Annotated in this window: 14 protein-coding genes; 12 read left to right on the top strand and 2 right to left on the bottom strand. The window is 59.5% G+C overall.

The genetic code is table 11. From position 1 onward, the window contains the following. Positions 1 to 9: 9 nt before the first annotated feature. A complete protein-coding gene (locus BCS36_RS12145; RefSeq protein WP_291303140.1) occupies positions 10 to 843 on the bottom strand; it encodes an amidohydrolase family protein in 834 nt (277 codons plus the stop codon). A gap of 727 nt (positions 844 to 1570) precedes the next feature. Here BCS36_RS12145 and BCS36_RS12140 point away from each other — a divergent pair. The 9 genes from BCS36_RS12140 (at position 1571) to aat (ending at position 13430) form a co-directional block, all read left to right on the top strand. Beyond that, complete coding sequence (locus BCS36_RS12140; protein WP_291303139.1) at positions 1571 to 4066, top strand: glycyl radical protein; 2496 nt, start codon at positions 1571 to 1573, stop codon at positions 4064 to 4066. Positions 4067 to 4203: 137 nt separating this feature from the next. Beyond that, entirely contained in the window at positions 4204 to 5145 is a 942-nt protein-coding gene (locus tag BCS36_RS12135) for a glycyl-radical enzyme activating protein (RefSeq protein WP_291303138.1), read from the top strand. A gap of 27 nt (positions 5146 to 5172) precedes the next feature. Further along, positions 5173 to 6573: a sigma 54-interacting transcriptional regulator gene (locus BCS36_RS12130; RefSeq protein ID WP_291303137.1), complete on the top strand. Its 1401-nt coding sequence runs from the start codon at positions 5173 to 5175 to the stop codon at positions 6571 to 6573. Further along, the gene (locus BCS36_RS12125) at positions 6570 to 7493 is read left to right on the top strand and encodes a DMT family transporter (protein ID WP_291303136.1); all 924 of its coding nucleotides are present in this window, start codon (positions 6570 to 6572) and stop codon (positions 7491 to 7493) included. Before BCS36_RS12130 ends, BCS36_RS12125 begins: the two co-directional genes overlap by 4 nt. Positions 7494 to 7635: 142 nt before the next feature. Next, entirely contained in the window at positions 7636 to 9006 is a 1371-nt protein-coding gene (radA, locus tag BCS36_RS12120) for a DNA repair protein RadA (RefSeq protein WP_291303135.1), read from the top strand. A gap of 2 nt (positions 9007 to 9008) precedes the next feature. Beyond that, entirely contained in the window at positions 9009 to 9653 is a 645-nt protein-coding gene (locus BCS36_RS12115; protein ID WP_291303134.1) for a class IV adenylate cyclase, read from the top strand. 24 nt (positions 9654 to 9677) lie between these two features. Then, positions 9678 to 9998 carry an ATP-dependent Clp protease adapter ClpS gene (gene clpS / locus BCS36_RS12110; protein ID WP_291303133.1) on the top strand — a complete coding sequence of 107 codons (321 nt, stop codon included), beginning with the start codon at positions 9678 to 9680 and terminating at the stop codon, positions 9996 to 9998. A 7-nt stretch (positions 9999 to 10005) separates the two neighbouring features. Next, positions 10006 to 12609, top strand: coding sequence for an ATP-dependent Clp protease ATP-binding subunit ClpA (clpA, locus tag BCS36_RS12105; protein WP_291303232.1), 2604 nt, complete (start codon positions 10006 to 10008; stop codon positions 12607 to 12609). A gap of 17 nt (positions 12610 to 12626) precedes the next feature. Continuing rightward, entirely contained in the window at positions 12627 to 13430 is an 804-nt protein-coding gene (gene aat / locus BCS36_RS12100; protein ID WP_291303132.1) for a leucyl/phenylalanyl-tRNA--protein transferase, read from the top strand. On the opposite strand, the gene BCS36_RS12095 is transcribed toward aat, so the two are convergent. Next, positions 13391 to 13885 (bottom strand): hypothetical protein, encoded by a 495-nt coding sequence (locus BCS36_RS12095; RefSeq protein WP_291303131.1) that lies wholly within the window; start codon positions 13883 to 13885, stop codon positions 13391 to 13393. The two genes, aat and BCS36_RS12095, sit on opposite strands and share 40 nt — an antisense overlap. A 57-nt stretch (positions 13886 to 13942) precedes the next feature. On the opposite strand from BCS36_RS12095, the gene uvrB reads away from it, so the two are divergent. From uvrB to dapB, 3 genes are all read left to right on the top strand, one after another. Next, positions 13943 to 15979 carry an excinuclease ABC subunit UvrB gene (gene uvrB / locus BCS36_RS12090; protein WP_291303231.1) on the top strand — a complete coding sequence of 679 codons (2037 nt, stop codon included), beginning with the start codon at positions 13943 to 13945 and terminating at the stop codon, positions 15977 to 15979. Between the two features lie 295 nt (positions 15980 to 16274). Continuing rightward, entirely contained in the window at positions 16275 to 18428 is a 2154-nt protein-coding gene (ligA, locus tag BCS36_RS12085) for an NAD-dependent DNA ligase LigA (protein WP_291303130.1), read from the top strand. Between the two features lie 23 nt (positions 18429 to 18451). Next, positions 18452 to 19231, top strand: coding sequence for a 4-hydroxy-tetrahydrodipicolinate reductase (gene dapB, locus BCS36_RS12080; RefSeq protein ID WP_291303129.1), 780 nt, complete (start codon positions 18452 to 18454; stop codon positions 19229 to 19231). The last annotated feature ends 224 nt before the right edge of the window (positions 19232 to 19455 follow it).

The raw sequence follows: 19455 nt of genomic DNA, 5'->3' as shown, positions 1-19455 counted from the left end.
TCATTCTCCTTATGCCAGGCCCAGCACGCGGCGGGCGTTTTCATACATGACCTTGCGGCGGGCCTCATCAGTCAGTTCAAAAGCTTCATATGCGTCCAGAGCGTCTGCCAGCTCCACAAAGGGGTGGGCGCTGGCAAAAAGCACCTTGTCGGTAATGAGCTCGTTCATGGCCTGTACGTATACGTCCACCATGGGGGCGCGTTCGTATTCAGAAATGTCCATATACACGTTGGCATTGCGCAGGCAGGTGTAAACGGCTTCATTCACAAAGGGGTAACCGCCGTGGCTCATGATGAGCGTGAGTTCGGGGAAGTCGCGGGCCACCTTATCAACGTCGCGCGGATCCGCATACTCCAGAATTGCTCCGGGAACCTGCGGGGGTGGGGCCATGGTGATGAACACCGGCAGCCCGAGTTCGCAACACTTGGCGTAAATGGGGTAAAAACGGGCCTCGGAAGCGGGAATGTGGGCAAGATAAGGGTCAATGGCTATGCCCTTCATGCCGTATTCAGAAGTGACGTGTGCGATCTCGCGCAGAGCGGCCATTTTTTTGTGAGGGTCAATGCCCCAGAATCCCACAAATTTTTCGGGGTAGGCCCGGCAGAATTCCAAAACGCTCTGGTTGTTGGCCGGAAAACCGTAAGTTGTTTCACAGTCGCGGCCAGTGATGACGCCCAGCTCGACATTGAGCCGGTCAAGGTCGGCCACAATGTCTTCCAGGGGTTGTGGCTTGCGCCTGTCAAAGCCTATGGCCTTGCAGGCGGCCTTGAACATGGCGCTGTTTTTGATGCCGTTGATGATTTCCGGAGTGTTGGGACGGAAGCGAAAGTCGATGACCTTCATGCTCAGATCTCCTGAACTGTCTGAAGTGTTGAAGGGCGTGCTTTCCGGCTGACGCGTCCACGAGCTCCGGCCTGCCTCGCGGGCATGCCTGAGGCACCTGCCGCAGGTGTGGAATGTGATGTTTTTCTCATCTTCTCCTCTCTGCCTGAACGGTTACGAAAAGTGGGACAGCATACACGAACCTGTCATGCTTTGTGATTTTTTTCGTTTTGCATGATGCGTGCCAGAGCAGATTGAGGAGTTGTGCAGATTTTAAAAATAAAAATCAAATGTTATCTATATATTACATTAAAAACTTGTCTGAAATGTGGTTTTGAGAAAAAGCTGGTCGCAAATTTGCAACTAGCAGTAATCATTGTCTGGGGCCGATAATAATAGCTTGTGAAAAGAGAATCATGCTTGTCGGACAGTAGCTTGAGCCCCGTCAGAAAGAGCGGAATTTTGTGGATGATGCAAATTTGCGTCGCATAATCAGCCCCTTTTATCAGAAAATCTTACTGAGTGGTGCAAATTTGCGGCTATTGTGAAAGCTGGCGCAGGAGCTGAGGAGGCAAAAGAGAGAAAATTTAAAAAAAGCATTTTATATCAGTATGTTATAAATTATGGCATGTCCCATGCAAACAGGGGGCAACCAACGAGGATTGCCAAAAACACAAGGCATTCTCCGCGCGGCGGCATATGCGCAAGCCCGCGCGCTTTATATTCATACTATTTCAGGAGTAGCGTGATGAGCATGACCACTTGCGAATGCCGGTCCCCTCAGGAGCAGCGTCTGTTTGACAAGATTGAGGGCAAGGAAGACAGATTCCGCAAAACCCACCCCCGCGTTTTCAATCTGCTTGAGCGGTTTGAAGGGCAGAAGCCCCGTATTGATATCGAGCGCGCCCTGTATTTCACCCAGTCTATGGAGCAGACCGAAGGGCAGCCTCTGGTATTGCGCTGGGCCAAGGCTCTCATGCACATTGCCCAGAACATCACCGTCTATGTGCAGGAAGGGCAGCTGCTGCTGGGACGCGCCGGGTGCGACGGCCGCTACGGCATCCTCTATCCTGAACTGGATGGCGACTTCTTGGATATAGCCGTGCGCGATCTGCCCACGCGTCAAACCTCGCCGGCTACCATTACGCCCGAAGACGCCAAGCGCGTTGTGGAAGAAATCGCTCCCTACTGGAAAGGCAAGACCTACCATGAAGCCCTGAACGCGGCCCTGCCCGCCGAAGTGCACAAGCTTACCTATGACGATCCTGAAGGGCTCATCTCGCGCTTCATCGTCAATGAGACCTCTTCGTTCCGTTCGTCCATCCAGTGGGTGCACGACTTTGAAAAGATCCTCAAGCGCGGCTTCAACAGCATCAAGAAAGAAGCCGAAGAAAAGCTGGCCGCCCTTGATCCTATGAGCGCCAAGGACGACCGCGAAAAGCGCCCCTTCCTTGAAGCCGTGGTCATCGTGAGCGACGCCATTGTGCTGTGGGCCAAGCGTCACGCTGTGTTGGCGCGTGAAATGGCTGAAAAAGAATCCGATCCCACGCGCAAGGCCGAACTGCTGCGCATGGCTGAAAATGCCGAGCGCGTGCCCGGCGAACCCGCCCGTGATTTCTGGGAAGCCTGCCAGAGCCAGTGGTTCACCCAGATGTTTTCGCGCATCGAGCAAAAGACCGGCACCACCATTTCCAATGGCCGTATGGACCAGTATTTCTACCCCTACTACAAGCAGGACCGCGCTGCGGGCAAGATCACCGAAGCCCAGGCTATGGAACTGCTGGAGTGCATGTGGGTGGGCATGGCCGAGTTCATCGACATGTACATCTCGCCCACCGGCGGCGCTTTCAACGAAGGTTACGCCCACTGGGAAGCCGTGACCGTCGGCGGACAGACCCCGGACGGCCGCGACGCCAGCAATGACCTCACCTACCTGATACTCAAGTCCAAGCGTGAATTCCCGCTGCATTACCCGGACCTTGCGGCCCGTATCCATTCCCGCGCGCCGGAGCGTTATCTTTGGGACGTGGCTGAAACCATCAAGTACGGTTCCGGCTTCCCCAAGCTTATCAATGACGAAGAAATCGTGCCCCTGTACGTTTCCAAGGGCGCGACCTTTGAAGAGGCACTGGACTACGCCGTTTCCGGCTGCACAGAGGCCCGCATGCCCAACCGCGATACCTACACCTCCGGCGGCGCGTACATCAACTTTGCCGCCGCTGTGGAAATGGTGCTGCGCAATGGCCGCATGAAGAAGTACGGCGACCAGAAGCTGGGCGTTGAAACGGGCGATCCGCGCAACTTCAAAACCTGGGACGAATTCTGGAACGCCTATGTGGAACAGCACATGCTCTTCCTCAAGACGGCTTTCACCCAGCAGTACATCATCAACAAGCTGCGCGCGCAGCACTTTGCCCAGCCCATGGGCTCGGCCATGCACGACCTGTGCATGAAGCACTGCATCGACCTGCATCAGGAGCAGATCCCCGAAGGCATCAACCTGGGCTACTTTGAGTACATGGGCCTGGGCACCGTGGTGGACTCCCTGGCTGCCGTGAAAAAGCTGGTCTTTGAAGAAAAGAAGCTGACCATGGGCAAGCTCATTGAAGCCATTGACGCTAACTTCGAAGGCTATGACGACGTGCGCGCCCTGCTGCGCTCTGCCCCCTGCTATGGCAACAATGACGAATACGCCGATGCCATTGGCCGCGAAATCGACAAGATTTCCGTGGAATACGGCAACAAGTACTCCATGAAGGATCTGGGCATCCACAACGACGTGCGCTACGTGCCCTTCACCTCGCATGTGCCCTTTGGCAAGGTGGTTTCCGCCACGCCCAACGGCCGCACCGACAGCTTCCCCCTGTCCGACGGTTCCTCGGCCTCGCACGGCGCAGACGTCAACGGCCCCACGGCGGTGCTGCTTTCCAACTACACCACCAAAAATATGGGCCTGCGCGACCGCGCCGCCCGTATGCTGAACATCAAGTTCACGCCCAAGTGCGTGGAAGGCGAGCAGGGCACGGAAAAGCTGGTGTCCTTCATCCGCACCTTCTGCGATCTCAAGCTCTGGCACGTGCAGTTCAACGTGGTCAACAAGGGAACCCTTGTGGCCGCCCAGAAAGACCCGCAGAAATACCGCAACCTTATCGTGCGTATCGCCGGTTACAGCGCCTACTTTGTGGACCTGTCGCCCGATCTGCAAAATGACCTTATCGCCCGTACCGAACACGACGTGATGTAGGTACAGACACCCTCATGGCGGGGAAGGGCGTGGCCCTTCCCCGCATTACTGTATTGAGGGCTGCGCGCGCAGAGGTTTTTTTGCGCGGGCAGACCTTGAACCGCTACTGAGCAAAAGATTTTGTAAAGGAAGGGAATATGTGCCTGGATGACAGCCAGCAGCAAGGCATGGTGTTCAACGTTCAAAAGTATTCCGTACACGACGGCCCGGGCATACGGACCATTGTATTCCTGAAGGGATGTTCCCTTTCATGCCAGTGGTGCAGCAATCCGGAGTCGCAAAAGCCCTATCCGGAACTGGCCTGCAATCATGGCCGCTGCATTGACATTTCCAAATGCGGGCACTGCATTCCCGCCTGTCCCCACGGCTCCATAACCTGCGGCGACGATGACAAGCCGGTCATTGATCGCAGCCATTGCGCGGGCTGCGACATGCCCTGCGCCGCAGTTTGTCCTGCCCAGGGTTTGCTGGTATATGGAAAAAAACGTACTGTTGACGATGTGCTGCGCGTTGTGGAGCAGGACATGGCCTTTTACGCCCGCTCCGGCGGCGGCCTGACCCTTTCGGGCGGCGAACCCCTGTTGCAGGGAGCCTTTGCCGTGGCTTTGCTGCGTGAAGCCCGCACCCGCCGCATCAAAACGGCGGTTGAGACCTGTGGTATGGTGCCCGCCGAAACCGTGCGCGAGGCTGCGCCCTATCTGAACTACGTTCTTTATGACATCAAGCATATGGACAGCGCTGTGCACAAGGCGCATACAGGCCTGCCCAATGCCCGCATCCTTGAAAATTTCCGCATTCTGGCCGAGGAATTTTCCGATGTGCCCATACTGGCCCGCACGCCCGTCATTCCCGGCTTCAATGACACCGAGGACGCCATCAGCGCCATTGCGGAATTCATCAAGCCCTTCGGGCGCGTCAGCTACGAAATGCTGGCCTATCACCGTCTGGGCACCCAGAAGTACCACTTTCTTGGCAGAGAGGTTCCCATGGGTGAAGTGAGTCTTGATAAAGCCCGTATGGACAGGCTGCAAAAGACCGCTCTGGACATTTTGGGCGAGCGGGTGCAGATTTCACACTGATTTCATAGCATGTCACCGGGTTGAAACATGGCCGACCGTTCGCAGGAACTGCTTTCAAAACATATGGGGCGCATACTTGACGCCCTTCCTGAGGGCGTTTTTATCAGCGACGCCTCGGGCACGAGCCTGCGCGTCAACCGTATGTATGAGCAGCTGACGGGCCTTACCCAGGCGCAGTTGCAGGGCAAGAACGTACGATGTCTGGTGGAGGAGGGGGTTTTTGACCACATCCTGAACCCGGAAATCGTGCGTACCGGCAAACCCTCCACCCATGTGCAGCAGCTTAAGGACGGCAAAAAGCTGGTGCTGATGGGCTTTCCCGTTTTTGATTCTCGGGGCGAGCTCTGTCTTGTGGTCACCTTTGCGCGCGACATTACCCTGCTGGCGCAGCTGCAGGATCAGGTGACGGGCCAGTGCAAGCTCATTGACCAGATCAGCGACCAGTTGGCCTATATCACCAATGAGGGCAACAAGGTGCGTGAACCGGTCTGCGCCAGCCCGGCCATGCGTGAGGTGGTCTCGCTGTTGCGCCGTTTTGCCGTTACGGACGCCACCGTGCTTATCCTGGGTGAAACGGGCGCTGGCAAGGATGTTTTTGCCCGTTTTACCCATGGCCTTTCGGAACGGCGCGACAAGATACTGCTCAAGGTGGACTGCGGCGGCATCTCTGAAACCCTTACGGAATCGGAGCTGTTCGGCTATATGCCCGGCGCGTTCACCGGGGCCTCCAACAAGGGCAAGGCCGGGTATTTTGAAATTGCCGACGGCAGCACCATTTTTCTGGATGAAGTGGGCGAGTTGCCCCTCCCCATGCAGACACGGCTTCTGCGGGTGCTTCAGGATGGGGAGATCATGCGCGTGGGCGCGTCAAGCCCGCGCAAGGTGGACGTGCGCATCATCGCGGCCACCAACCGCAACCTCGCGGAAAGCGTGGAGGCGGGCACCTTCAGGCGCGATCTCTATTACCGCCTCAATGTGGCTACGGTGCGCATTCCGCCCCTGCGCGAACGCAGTGAAGACGTGCGTCTGCTGGCCGAGCACTTTTTGGAATACTATACGGCCAAATACCACAAGGTCATGGCCTTTATGGACGTGACCCTGGACATGATGGCCGCCTACGCCTGGCCCGGAAACGTGCGCGAACTCCAGAACCTCGTGCACAGTCTTGTCATCACCCTCACGGGGCCGCTTATTTCTCCACGTGACCTGCCCGCGCAGATTTCCGGGGTAAGCAACGACGCTTCGCGCTACTCGGAAGAAGTCCTCAGCGCGCGCCGCCCCCTGCGCGAAATTATGGCGGAGATGGAACGCGATTTTCTGCTCAAGGCCATTGAAGTGCATGGTTCGGTGCAGCGCGTGGCCGAGCTTTTTCAGGTCAATCGCAGTACCATTTTCCGCAAGCTGCAATTCCCACGGGATCACCAATGACTTCGGCCGGCAGCCGTTCCAATGGCGCGCGCCAAAACGGCATGGCCCTGACGGCGGGCATCACGCTGGTCTGCATGATTTTTTTCGCGGCCAATTCGCTGCTGTGCCGTATGGCCCTTTTTGGGACGGGCATGGACGCCGTGAGCTACACCGTTTTGCGATCCGTTTCCGCTGCCGCTGTGCTGTGGCTGCTCACCAGGCTGCGCGGCGAGCGGGCCTTGCAGTTCGGCAGCTGGAGCGCGGCCCTGGCCCTTTTTTCCTATATGGCCTGTTTTTCCTGGGCGTATGTCAATCTGTCCGCCGCCGCCGGAGCCCTCATTATTGCCGTGGCCGTTCAGACAAGCATGGTGGGCGCGGGAGTGGCCCTCGGACAGCGCCCCAGCCGCGCTCAGGCTCTGGGCATAACCCTGGCCATGGCGGGCCTAGTGTATCTACTGTTGCCGGGTCTGGACGCGCCCCCCCTATGGCCGTCTGCCATCATCTTTCTTTCCGGCGCGTCATGGGCCGTCTATACGCTGCTGGGCCGCCGCAACAGCGCGCCCGTGGCCGCCACTGCGGGCAATTTTGTGCGTTGCCTGCCGCTGGCGCTGCTTTTTCTGCCCCTGGCCTGGCTGGAACATGCCGGGGCCGGTGGCGTGGCTTGGGGAGGCGGCCCGACGCTGCCCTTCGCAGGCGTGCTCTGCGCCCTCGTCGCCGGAGGCATTGCCTCGGCCCTTGGTTATGTGCTGTGGTATTCCGTTTTGCCCAGGCTCAGCGTGCCTACTGCCGCCGTGGTGCAGTTGAGCGTGCCGCTTATTACAGCTCTTGGAGGCGCGCTGTTTATGGGGGAGGCCCTGACTCTGCGCCTTGGCATAAGCACTGCGGCCATTCTTGGCGGCATTTTTTGCGCTACGGTTTTGGCCGCGGTGCATAAATCATAAGCGCAGCCCCGCCCCCCCCGTCGTCTTGCCGCTGTCCGCCGCGCGGGCCAGATGGCGCCGCTTATCCCTGAATTTTTTACCATTTGTGTGGAAGCATGCCCGCCAGCTTGCGCCACCTGGACTTTTTCCGTAATCTTGAATCATGGCAAAACTACGTGAAATATATGTATGCTCCTCCTGCGGGGCACAGACCATGCAATGGCGGGGGCAATGCCCCGGCTGCCATGAGTGGAACACTCTGGAAGCGTCCGTGCAGGCGCGCTCGGCAGGCAAGGCGCGCGCGTCAGTGGGTGGCGAGACTCCTGCCGGGCGTCCCGTATCCCTGCGCGACGTGGAGGATTCCGGCTACGAACCCTACGGCAGCGGCCTGCAGGCGCTGGACAGGGTGCTGGGCAACGGGCTTGTGCCCGGAGCGGCCATTCTTGTGGGCGGCGAACCCGGCATAGGGAAATCCACGCTTTTATTGCAGGTGGCAGGGCTTGTGGCCGCAGAGATGACCGCCAGAGGCCGCCCCGTGCTCTACGCCAGCGGCGAAGAGTCGTTGCCGCAGATCAAGGGCCGGGCGGAGCGCCTTGGCATGCTTGACGCAAACCTGCTGGCGCTCGCCACGTCCCGCGTTGAAGACGTGGTGGAGGCCGCCAATGCGCAGAATCCGGCCCTGCTTGTGGTGGACTCTGTGCAGACCCTCACCAGCCTTGAGGCCGAAGGCCTGCCGGGCAACGTCAGCCAGGTGCGCGCTGTGGCCACCTCCCTGCTGGAAGCCTGCCGCCGCCTCGGCTGCACGCTCATTCTGGTGGGGCATGTGACCAAGGACGGCGTGCTCGCCGGGCCGCGTCTGCTGGAACATATGGTGGACACGGTCATTTCGCTTGAAGGCGACCGCCGCCAGATGTTCCGCCTGCTGCGCGTGTTCAAGAACCGCTTTGGCCCCAACGAAGAACTGCTGGTTTTCCGCATGGGGCAGCAGGGCATGCAGATCGTTGACGACCCTTCCACCTTTTTTCTGGGCCAGCGCGACGCTTCGCTATCCGGCACAGCCGTGGTCATGGCCGTGGATGGGCAGCGTCCGCTTGCCGTCGAAGTGCAGGCGCTTGTGTCCCGCACCTTTTTGAGCATTCCGCGCCGGGCGGCCCTTGGGTTTGACGTGGGGCGGCTGCACCTGCTGCTGGCCGTTCTGGAAAAACGCCTTAAACTCAATTTCGGGCAGGTGGATATTTATGCCAAGGTGGGCGGCGGCATGAAGCTCAACGAACCGGGGCTGGATCTTGCTCTGGTGGCCGCCGTGCTTTCATCGTATTATGATGTGCCCTTGCCGGAAAAATGCGTGCTCTGGGGCGAGGTGGACCTCAACGGTCAGATACGGCCAGTGGCCGCGCAGGAATTGCGCCTCACCCAGGCCCGGCGGCTGGGTTTTGACCCCATTGTGCATCCTGGCGACGACAAGGGCGGCATTGCCACCATTGCGGCCCTGCAACAGCGCCTTTTTCACCGTCGCCAGAGGCCGGAGGAATAGCCATGGCGCTGGAAGTGGAACGTAAATTCCCGGATGTTGATCTGGACGACCTGCGCAACCGGCTGCGGGAGCAGGGCGCGCGCTGCCTTGGCGCGCACTTTGAGGCCAATACGGTTTTTGACACGCCGCAAGGCGACCTTTTTTCCAGTGGGCGGCTGCTGCGTTTGCGCAGCCAGGAGTGGCCGGACAAGACCCGCTGCGTACTGACCCTGAAGCTGCCCGCTGCGGCTCCGGCCGGGGCGGAGCACTGCAAGGTGCGGGATGAGCGCGAGGTAGGGGTGACAGATGCCGCTGCCATGCAGCTTATCCTTGAAGGTCTTGGCTACAGCCCGACGGCGCGTTATGAGAAGGTCCGCGAGCCCTGGCGACTGAACGGCGTGGAAGTGGAACTGGATATTCTGTCCTTCATGCAGGGGGCGGAACTGGAAGGCCCGGCAGAGGCCATCAATGCCGTGCAGAAAAGCCTGGGCCTTGACAAGGTGGCAATCAGTACCAAGAATTATCATCAGCTGCATCAGGATTGGTTGCACCGCAACAACCTGCCCCCCAGAATATCCTTTGTGTTTGACGAAACGCAGAGACGGGCATGGCGGCAGCAGCTGGGGCTGCCGGACGAGAACTGCCCCGTTTTCCCTGAACAGCGCTGAATACTTGTGCCGTGGAGCAATTGCATGCCCGTTTCTAACGAGAACCAGAATGGCGGCGAAAGCCAGGTCATTGTGGAAAAAAAATTGAAGGAGCCCGACCGCTATCGGGTGCTCCTGCACAACGACGATTACACCAGTATGGACTTTGTGGTGGCTGTGTTATGCAGCATCTTTCACAAATCCACGGAAGAGGCCACCGTCATCATGCTGAAGATACACCAGCAAGGCGTGGGACAGTGTGGTGTATACACCCATGAAGTAGCTGAGACCAAGGTGAAAAGGGTTCATCAGGCGGCCAAGGCTGCGGGATTCCCCCTCAAATGCACCATGGAAAAAATTTATTGAGATGCCTATGTTGAGCAAGAGTGTTCAAAGCGTCATCCGTGACGCCCTTATGGAAGCGCACCGGCGTCGCCACGACCTGCTGACTGTGGAGCATGTTCTTTTTGCTCTTACCAACAGCATGCGCGGGCGTATCCTGCTTGAGGGCAGCGGGGCCAGTGTGGCCGTGCTGCGCGAGCAGCTTGAAGAATTTTTTAACCGCGAAATGGAAGTCGTGCCTCTGGCGGGCAGCCATGAAGTGGCCCAGACAGAAGGCGTACAGCGCGTGCTTGAACGCGCCTTGAGTCATATCCGTTCCGCCGGGCGCGACACCGTGGAACTGGGCGATCTGCTCATTTCCATCATGGATGAAGAAGAAAGCTATGCCCATTACTATCTGCGCAAGCAGGGCGTGGAGCGTCTGGATGTCCTGACATTCGTATCGCACGGTATGGACGAGGGCGGCGGCTCCAAGGGCGCTGGCCAGGGCGGCGACGCAGACGACAAGGAAGGCAAGGCCGATCCTTTGGCCCAGTACGCCGTTGATCTTACCGCCCGCGCCCGCGAGGGCAAGATAGACCCCCTGGTGGGGCGCGTGACAGAGCTTGACCGCGCGGTGGAAGTGCTGTGCCGTCGCCGCAAAAACAATCCGCTTTTTGTGGGCGATCCCGGCGTAGGCAAAACAGCCCTGGCCGAAGGGCTGGCTTTGCGTATTGTTGAAGGCAACGTGCCGGAAATGTTCGCCAAGGCCCAGTTGTTCGCCCTGGATATGGGGCTTTTGCTGGCGGGCACCCGCTACAGGGGCGACTTTGAAAGCCGCCTCAAGGCTGTGGTGCAGCGTTTGATGGAAATTCCGGACGCCATTTTGTTTATTGACGAAATTCATACAATCGTGGGGGCGGGCTCCACTTCCGGCGGCTCAATGGACGCCTCCAATCTGCTCAAGCCCATGCTGGCCAACGGCGATTTGCGCTGCATCGGCTCCACGACCTATGAAGAGTTTCGCAACCACTTTGAAAAGGACCGAGCCCTGGCCCGGCGGTTCCAGCGCATTGACCTTGCTGAACCGAATACCGATGAGTGTCTCGCCATCCTTCAGGGGCTTGAAAAGCGCTATGCCGATTTCCATAAAGTCAAATACAGCCCGACTGCCGTCAAGGCCATGGTTGATCTGACGGCCCGGCATGTGCGTGACCGCCTGCTGCCTGACAAGGCCATCGACGTGCTGGACGAATCCGGCGCTGCCGTCCGCCTTGGGCGTGGCGTTCAGACTGGCTCTCGCAAACAGCCTGCGGGCGGCAAATCCGCTGCGGGCGGCAAGGCGACGCGCCCCACGGTGGGCGTTGCCGATGTGGAGCGCATTGTGGCGCGCATGGCGGGCATTCCCGTGCGTACCGTGTCCGGTACGGAACGCAACCGTCTTGCTTCGCTTGAAAAAGACCTCAAGGAACTTGTGTTCGGCCAGGATCCGGCCATCGAGCTTACGGTGCGGGCCATTCTGCGAGCTCGTGCGGGTCTTGGTCAGGAGCAGCGCCCGGCAGGAGCCTTTCTGTTCTATGGCCCCACTGGCGTGGGCAAGACAGAAGTGGCCCGCAGCCTTGCCAAGCTCATGGGCGTGGAATTTCTGCGCTATGACATGAGCGAGTATATGGAAAAGCACTCGGTGTCGCGTCTTATCGGCGCGCCTCCAGGCTATGTGGGATTTGATCAGGGCGGCCTGCTCACCGAGGCCGTGCGCAAGGCCCCGTATTCCGTAGTTTTGCTGGACGAAGTGGAAAAGGCCCATCCCGACATCTTCAACGTGCTGCTTCAGGTGATGGACTATGCCACGCTGACCGACAATACGGGCAGGAAAACGGACTTCTCGCACGTGATCCTGATCATGACCTCCAATGCCGGGGCCTTCGACATGTCGCGCCCGGCCATGGGGTTCGGTGGCGCGTCGCGGCAGGATGCGGCCCACAAGGGCCTCAAGGCTGTGGAAAATACCTTCAGCCCCGAGTTCCGCAACAGGCTCGACGCTCTCGTGCCTTTTGGCAGCCTGACCGAGGACATGATGCTGCGCATTGTGGACAAGTTTGTGGGCGAAATCACCCACAGCCTTGAACAGCGCCATGTGCAGCTTGATCTGAGCCAAAACGCCCGGCAATGGTTGGCCCGCAAGGGCTTTGACCCCGCCATGGGCGCAAGGCCGCTGCGGCGTCTGCTGCGCACGGAGCTGGAAGACAAGCTGGCCCACGAACTGCTGTTCGGTTCGCTCTCCAAGGGGGGCAGCGCGCGGCTTGATGTTGTTGACGATGCGCTTGTGCTCGACGCGACCGGCGCCGAAGCAAAGACGCCCGCCAGAGCGGCTACGGCCAAAAAGGCGAAAAGCGCCAAATCCGCCGCTGCCAGCACGACTGAAAAGTCCGGCAGCGCCAAGGCCAAGGCTGACGAATCTGGCAAATCGGGAAAATCGGGCCAGTCCGGTAAATCCGGCAGCGCCAAAGCCAAATCCGGCACGTCGGAAAAATCCGGCGGCAAGCCCCGCGCCAGGAACAAAGCGGGCTCTTCAGCCAAGGCGGAAACTCAAGGCAAGGATGGCGCTGTAAAACGCGAAACAGCAGCCAAAAAGCCGCCCAAGAGCAAGGTTTGATAACGGGGCGGCAGGCTGTGGAGACGATCTTCGCGGCACTGGCCGCCCAGTTTCCTCCGCTTGAAGCGGCCCGTGAAGACGGGCTGCTCTGCTTCGGGGGCGACCTGCGGCCGGAGCGCTTGCTGGCGGCCTACAGCCGGGGGATTTTTCCCTGGTACGAGGCCGGGCAGCCCATACTGTGGTGGTCGCCGGATCCGCGATGCGTGCTGCCTCTGGAAGGTTTTCGCCTTCCTGCCCGCAGTGCCCGCGCCTTACGACAAAAGCCCTTTGAACTTACCCTTGACGCGGCCTTCGGCAGGGTCATACGGGCCTGCGCCCAGGCGCGAACGCCCCATGGCGGCACCTGGCTCACGCCTGCGATGATCGAGGCGTATGACCGCCTGCATGCCATGGGTTTTGCCCACAGCATTGAGGCATGGCGTGATGGGGAACTGACCGGGGGGCTGTATGGCGTGGGATTTGGCAGGGTGTTTTTCGGCGAGTCAATGTTTCATGTTGTTTCCGAGGCGTCGCGCGCGGCCCTGGCAGGGCTTGTGGGCCTGCTGCGTCTGCGCGGCGTGACCTTGCTGGATTGCCAACAGGAAACCCCGCACATCATGAAGATGGGCGGGGTTCTTCTGCCTCGAGAGGCCTTCATGCAAAGGCTGCGGGAAGCTCTGGCTCCCCCTGCGGATGCGGAACCCGGCGTCGGATTGCCCTCAACGGAGCATGTCATCTGCGGGGATGCAATCCACAAGGTGACTGACGAGCAGGTCTGGCAGCCCTGGCGTGAACGCTATGACTATTCGCTGTCCAGCGGGGCGTGGGCTTCCAGGTCGTAATACCCGTGAGCCACGAAGGGCAGGGGATAGTCGCGCACGGTCTCAAAACGGATGAAGCCTGTGCTCTTGCCTTCGGTAATGCCCGCCAGGGGCGCTACGCCCATAGGGACGGGTATGTCCATCGGACAGACGGTGATTTTTTCGATATGATCGGCATAGCGCTGTTCAAGATAGTCCGCCAGAGCGCGGCTTTCTTCGGCAGTGAAGGCTTCGAGAATACAGCGCAGGGCGGCTTCTTCCGTAGCGCCCTGAAGCACTTCGGCCGGAATGGACGGGTCGGGGGGAGCCACCAGGCCAAGGCCGCGCAGGGCTTCCAGTTCTTCATCACCGCCGTTGGGCCTGAAAACCTGCACGTCCACATGGCGGCGGCCCTTGAAGGTCTTGAGCGTTGCGGCCACAATGTAAATTCTGTCCAGCGGCAGGTCGAACTGCGAGGGCACGATGATCTTTTCCATAGCACATCCCGTGGTTAGTGTATTATTTCACACCTTCTTACCCCAAAACAGAACATGATGGAAGACAAGTCCGCTACCCCTTTCAGCCTGGAAACATCCTATGTTCCCACAGGCGACCAGCCCACGGCCATCGACGAACTGGTGAGCAACATTCAGGCAGGGGTGCCCGCCCAGGTGCTTCTGGGCGTCACGGGGTCCGGCAAGACCTTTACCATGGCCAACGTGATTGCCCGCTGCAACCGCCCGGCCCTGGTGCTCGCGCCCAACAAGACCCTGGCCGCCCAGCTGTACGGCGAATTCCGCGCGCTTTTTCCGCGCAATGCCGTGGAGTATTTTGTCAGCTATTACGACTATTACCAGCCAGAGGCCTATGTGCCGGCCTCTGACACCTATATTGAAAAAGATTCTTCCATCAACGACAACATCGACAAGCTGCGCCACGCCGCCACCCACGCCCTGCTCACGCGGCGCGACGTCATAATCGTGGCCTCTGTCTCGTGCATCTACGGCCTTGGCTCGCCGGAATACTACGCAAAGATGGTCATTCCCGTTGAGGTGGGCCAGCATTTCCCTATGGACAAACTCATCACGCGCCTTGTGGAAGTGCATTACGAGCGCAATGACTATGACTTCCACCGCGGCACGTTCCGCGTGCGCGGCGACGCCCTTGAAATCATCCCGGCCTACCATCACGAGCGCGCCCTGCGGCTGGAATTTTTTGGCGACGACATCGACGCCATGCGCGAAATTGACCCGCTCACAGGCGAAGTGCTGGCGGATGTGTCCAAGACTGTGCTGTACCCGGCCAGCCACTTCGTGTCCGCGCAGGATAACCTCAAGCGCGCCGCCAGCGACATTCGTGACGAACTGGCGGAACGGCTTATTCTGTTCAAAGAACAGGGCAAGCTTGTGGAGGCCCAGCGCCTTGAACAGCGCACACAGCTTGATCTTGAAATGATTGAAGAACTTGGCTATTGCAACGGCATCGAAAACTATACCCGCCACCTTGATGGCCGCGTGGCGGGCGAGCCGCCCTCGTGCCTGCTCAACTATTTTCCCAAGGATTTTCTCCTTTTTGTGGACGAGTCGCACATTACCGTCCCGCAGGTGGGGGCCATGTACAAGGGCGACCGCTCGCGCAAGACCACCCTGGTGGACTACGGCTTTCGCCTGCCGTCGGCCCTGGACAACAGGCCTTTACAGTTCAACGAATTTACGGCCCTGCTCAATCAGGTGGTCTATGTGTCGGCCACGCCGGGCAAGTACGAGCGTGATCAGGCGCAGGGCATTGTGGCCGAGCAGATCATCCGGCCCACGGGGCTTGTGGATCCCCAGGTGGAGGTACGCCCCACCAAGGGGCAGATGGAAGACCTGCTGGGCGAGTGCCGTGGCCGCGTCAGCCGGGGCGAGAGAGTGCTTGTGACCACCCTGACCAAACGCATGGCCGAAGACCTGACGGAATACTGCTGCAACATGGGGGTGCGCGCGCGCTATCTCCATTCTGACATCGACACCCTTGAACGCATGCAGATCATCCGCGCGCTACGCATGGGCGAGTTTGACGTGCTGGTGGGCATCAACCTGCTGCGCGAGGGCCTGGACATCCCCGAAGTGTCCCTTGTCTGCATTCTGGACGCGGACAAGGAAGGCTTTTTGCGATCCGTCGGTTCACTCATTCAGACATTTGGCCGCGCCGCGCGCAATGCGCAGGGCCGGGTCATCCTGTACGCCGACAAGATGACGGATTCGATGAAGGCCGCCATGGACGAAACCGCGCGCCGCCGCGCCAGGCAGACGGCGCATAACGAAGAACACGGCATCACGCCGACCAGCACACGGAAAAGTCTTGAGTCTCCGCTGGATAGTTTGTATGTGGAAGATGGCGCTTCACGCGGGCGTGGCAAGGGCCGAGGCAAGGGCAAGGGGCAGGAGCCGGACGCAGTTCCGCTTACCGCAGAGGATACGGCCCTGCTGGTGGCCAAGCTTGAAAAGGAAATGCGCCAGGCCGCCCGTGATCTGGAATTCGAGCAGGCCGCCCAGTTGCGCGACCGCATCCGGGTGTTGCGGGCGCGCTTGATTGCCTTGCCCGACTAGGGCAATTTTACTGGGGCGTTTTTATTGGGGAAATTTTAATTTAAATGCTTTGTGGGGGAGGGACCCTTTTGAAAAAGGGTCTCCTCCCCCACCCCCTAAAACTTTTACTCTTTTGGGCTGTTGGCAGTTGGACAGGTTATAAGCAGTCAGCAGGCCGCAAACAGTCTGTAATAACGGCGACGCACGATGCCCGTCGCATTTCCCCGTTTTTTATGGAACCGCGCGGGCGCTTACGGCGCGGACAAAAAGGCTCTCGCGCAGCGTCAGGCTTGCCAGCAGCCGCACAAGGTTTTTCATGTCACAGCATACCAATGATCAGGGCGGGCAGCTCCAGCACAGCCTCTTTTCCACCGGCCCCACAGCCGAAGAGCGCCGCCGCGCCCAATGGCTCACGGCTGAGCTTGAACGGCACAACTATCTTTATCATACACTGGACAAGCCCGAAATCAGCGACGATCAGTTCGACGCCCTGTTCCGCGAACTGCAGGCCCTTGAAGATCGCTGGCCCGAACTGCGCTCGCCCCATTCGCCCACATTGCGCGTGGGCGGCAAGCTCATCGACGGGCTTGCCAAAAAGGCGCACAGCCTCCAGATGTACGGTCTGGACAACGTTTTTTCTCTGGAGCAGTGGCAGGATTTTGCGGAGCGCATGCGCCGCGCCTGGGATGCAGATATTAACGGCCCCCTGCCGGAACGTTTTTGGTGCGACCCCAAGCTTGACGGGCTGGCGCTGGAAATCATCTACGTTGACGGCGCCATGCAGGAGGCCCTCACCCGGGGCGACGGCGAAATAGGCGAAGTTGTCACCGAAGCCGTCCGCACCATCCGCACCGTGCCCCTGCGCCTTGCGGGGTCTGGGCCTTTTCCTGCCCGGCTGGAGGTGCGCGGCGAAGTTGTCATGTACAAAAAGGATTTCGCCGCTCTCAATGAAAAGCAGGAGGCTCTGGGGCTGAAGACCTTTGCCAACCCCCGCAATGCCGCCGCCGGAACCCTGCGGCAGCTTGATATCTCCATCACCGCTTCGCGGCCCCTGCGTTTTCTGGCCTACAGCCTTGGCGAGGCCCAATGGCAGCCAGCCCCGGCCTGTACGCTGCAATCTGAAGCCATGGCCCGCCTCAGGGAATACGGTTTTCTCACTCCGCCAGACGGCAAATTGTGCGAGAGCGTGCAGGCTGTTGAAGACTATGCCCAGTGGGTCAGGGAGCACAGGCCGCAGTTCAGGATGGAGATTGACGGCGCCGTGGCAAAGCTGGACAATCTTGAGGCCCAGCAGGCCCTTGGTTTCACGGCGCGTGCGCCGCGCTTCGCCGTTGCCTTCAAGTTTCCCGCCGAGCAGGCGCAGACCCTTTTGAAGGATATTGAAATCCAGGTGGGCCGCACAGGCGTTCTGACGCCAGTGGCTGTACTCGAGCCCATAGCCGTGGGCGGCGTTATGGTTTCCCGTGCGACCCTGCACAATGAGGACGAAATACGCAGCCGCGACGTGCGCGTGGGCGATACGGTCATGGTTCGCCGCGCTGGCGACGTGATCCCCGAAGTGGTGGGCCCTGTGCTGAATAAGCGCCCGGCTGACGCGAAAGAATATATTTTCCCTCACAGTTGCCCTGCCTGCGGGCAGCCCGCGTACCGTGAAGAAGGCGAAGCCGCCTGGCGTTGCGAAAACATGGCCTGTCCCGCCATCCGTTTGCGGGCCATCAGCCATTTTGTCTCCAAGGCGGGGCTCGATATATCGGGCGTTGGCCAGAAGTGGATAGAACAGCTGGTCAACAGTGGCCGCGTAGAGTCCCCGGCGGATCTTTTTACCCTGACGGTTGAAGAGTTGCTGGGTTTTGAGCGCATGGGCGAGGTGCTGGCGCAAAAATTTGTGGGCGCGCTTGAGGGGGCGAGGCATACCGCGACCTTGCCGCGCCTTATCAGCGCTCTGGGCATCCGCCACGTGGGGGAACAGACCGCCCGCACGCTGGCTGTGCATTTTCAAAGTCTGGATGAACTGGAAAAGGCCGATGCCGAGACATTGCAGAGCCTGCCTGATGTGGGGCCGGAGGTAGCGTCCTCCATCCGCAATTTCTTCGACAGTCCCGCCAACAGAGAGCAGCTTGCCCGTTTCAAGGCCCTTGGCCTGTGGCCGCAGAACGCCCGTACCGGGAAAAACGGCGGGCACGGAACAGATGGCGGACCTGCCGGGGAGGGCACATCTGCATCTGGCCCCCTGGCGGGAAAAACCATACTTTTTACCGGAAGTTTGAGCATGCCGCGCGGTCAGGCCGAAAAGCTCGCCGAGGCTGCCGGGGCCACGCCCCTTGGCGGGGTGAGCAAAAAGCTCAACTATCTTGTGGCTGGCGAAAAAGCTGGCAGCAAACTTGAAAAAGCGCAAACATTGGGCGTAACCGTACTCGATGAAACGGAGTTTATGGGCATGTTGCGTGAAGCCGGTGTGGTTTCTGAATAATTTGAATGCAAAGTGAGTAAAGCATGAGCACATCCATCATCGTGGTAGGGGCTAACGGACGCATGGGCAGAACCATCAGCCAACTCGTAGCCGCAGAACCGGCGTTCAGCCTCGCCGGTTTGGTGGACAGCAAAGAACATGTGGGAAAGCTGGCCGGATCGCCGTGCCCCGTGGGGGACAACCTGGCGGCCGTGCTGCCCCAGGCTCCGGGGGCGGTAACCATCGACTTTACCGCGCCAGCCGTGAGCCTGCGGTCGGCCCGCACCGTGGCCGAAAGCGGCCGCGCCCTCGTTATCGGCACCACGGGCTTTACGGATGAAGAAAAGGACGAACTGAGGGAACTGGCAAAGCGCGCACCCATTTTCTGGTCATCCAACATGAGCATTGGCATTAATGTGCTGTACAAGATTCTGCCGGAACTGACGCGCGCTCTGGGCGATACGTACGACATCGAAATGGTGGAACTGCACCACAACCGCAAAAAGGACAGCCCCAGCGGCACGGCTCTGACCCTGGGCGAATGCCTGGCCGAAGCGCGTGACTGGGAGCTTAATGATGTGCGCTGTTCCTCGCGCGACGGCATCATCGGCGAAAGGCCCAAGGCGCAGATAGGCATTCAGGCCATTCGCGGCGGCGATGTAGTGGGCGTGCATACCGTGTACTTTATGGGACCTGGCGAACGCATTGAAGTTACCCATCAGGCCCATTCGCGTGAAAATTTCGCGCAGGGCGCGTTGCGGGCCGCCGCATGGCTGGCCGGGCAGAAGCCGGGAAAACTGTATAGCATGCAGGACACGTTTTAGGGCAGTCTTGCTTTAGAGCAATTTCATTTTGAAATTGCTCTGGCGGATGCGGGAGCAGACGCCTGCCGCAGAGGTGCAAGCGCAATTTATTGCGCTGTTACGCGCCGAAGCGGTCGTCTTGGAAGCCTTGCTTCAGGCGTTGGGTCGCATGAAAATACGCCTGAAGACAGTACTTGGTTACACGGCATCTAAGTGGAAGAACCGCTGTCGCTATCCGTAAGCCC

Origin of the sequence: Desulfovibrio sp. MES5 (genome assembly GCF_002237645.1) — a bacterium.
Taxonomy (GTDB): domain Bacteria; phylum Desulfobacterota; class Desulfovibrionia; order Desulfovibrionales; family Desulfovibrionaceae; genus Desulfovibrio.
Note: the sequence above shows the minus strand (reverse complement) of the source record. Positions and strands in the feature narration are given on the sequence as shown.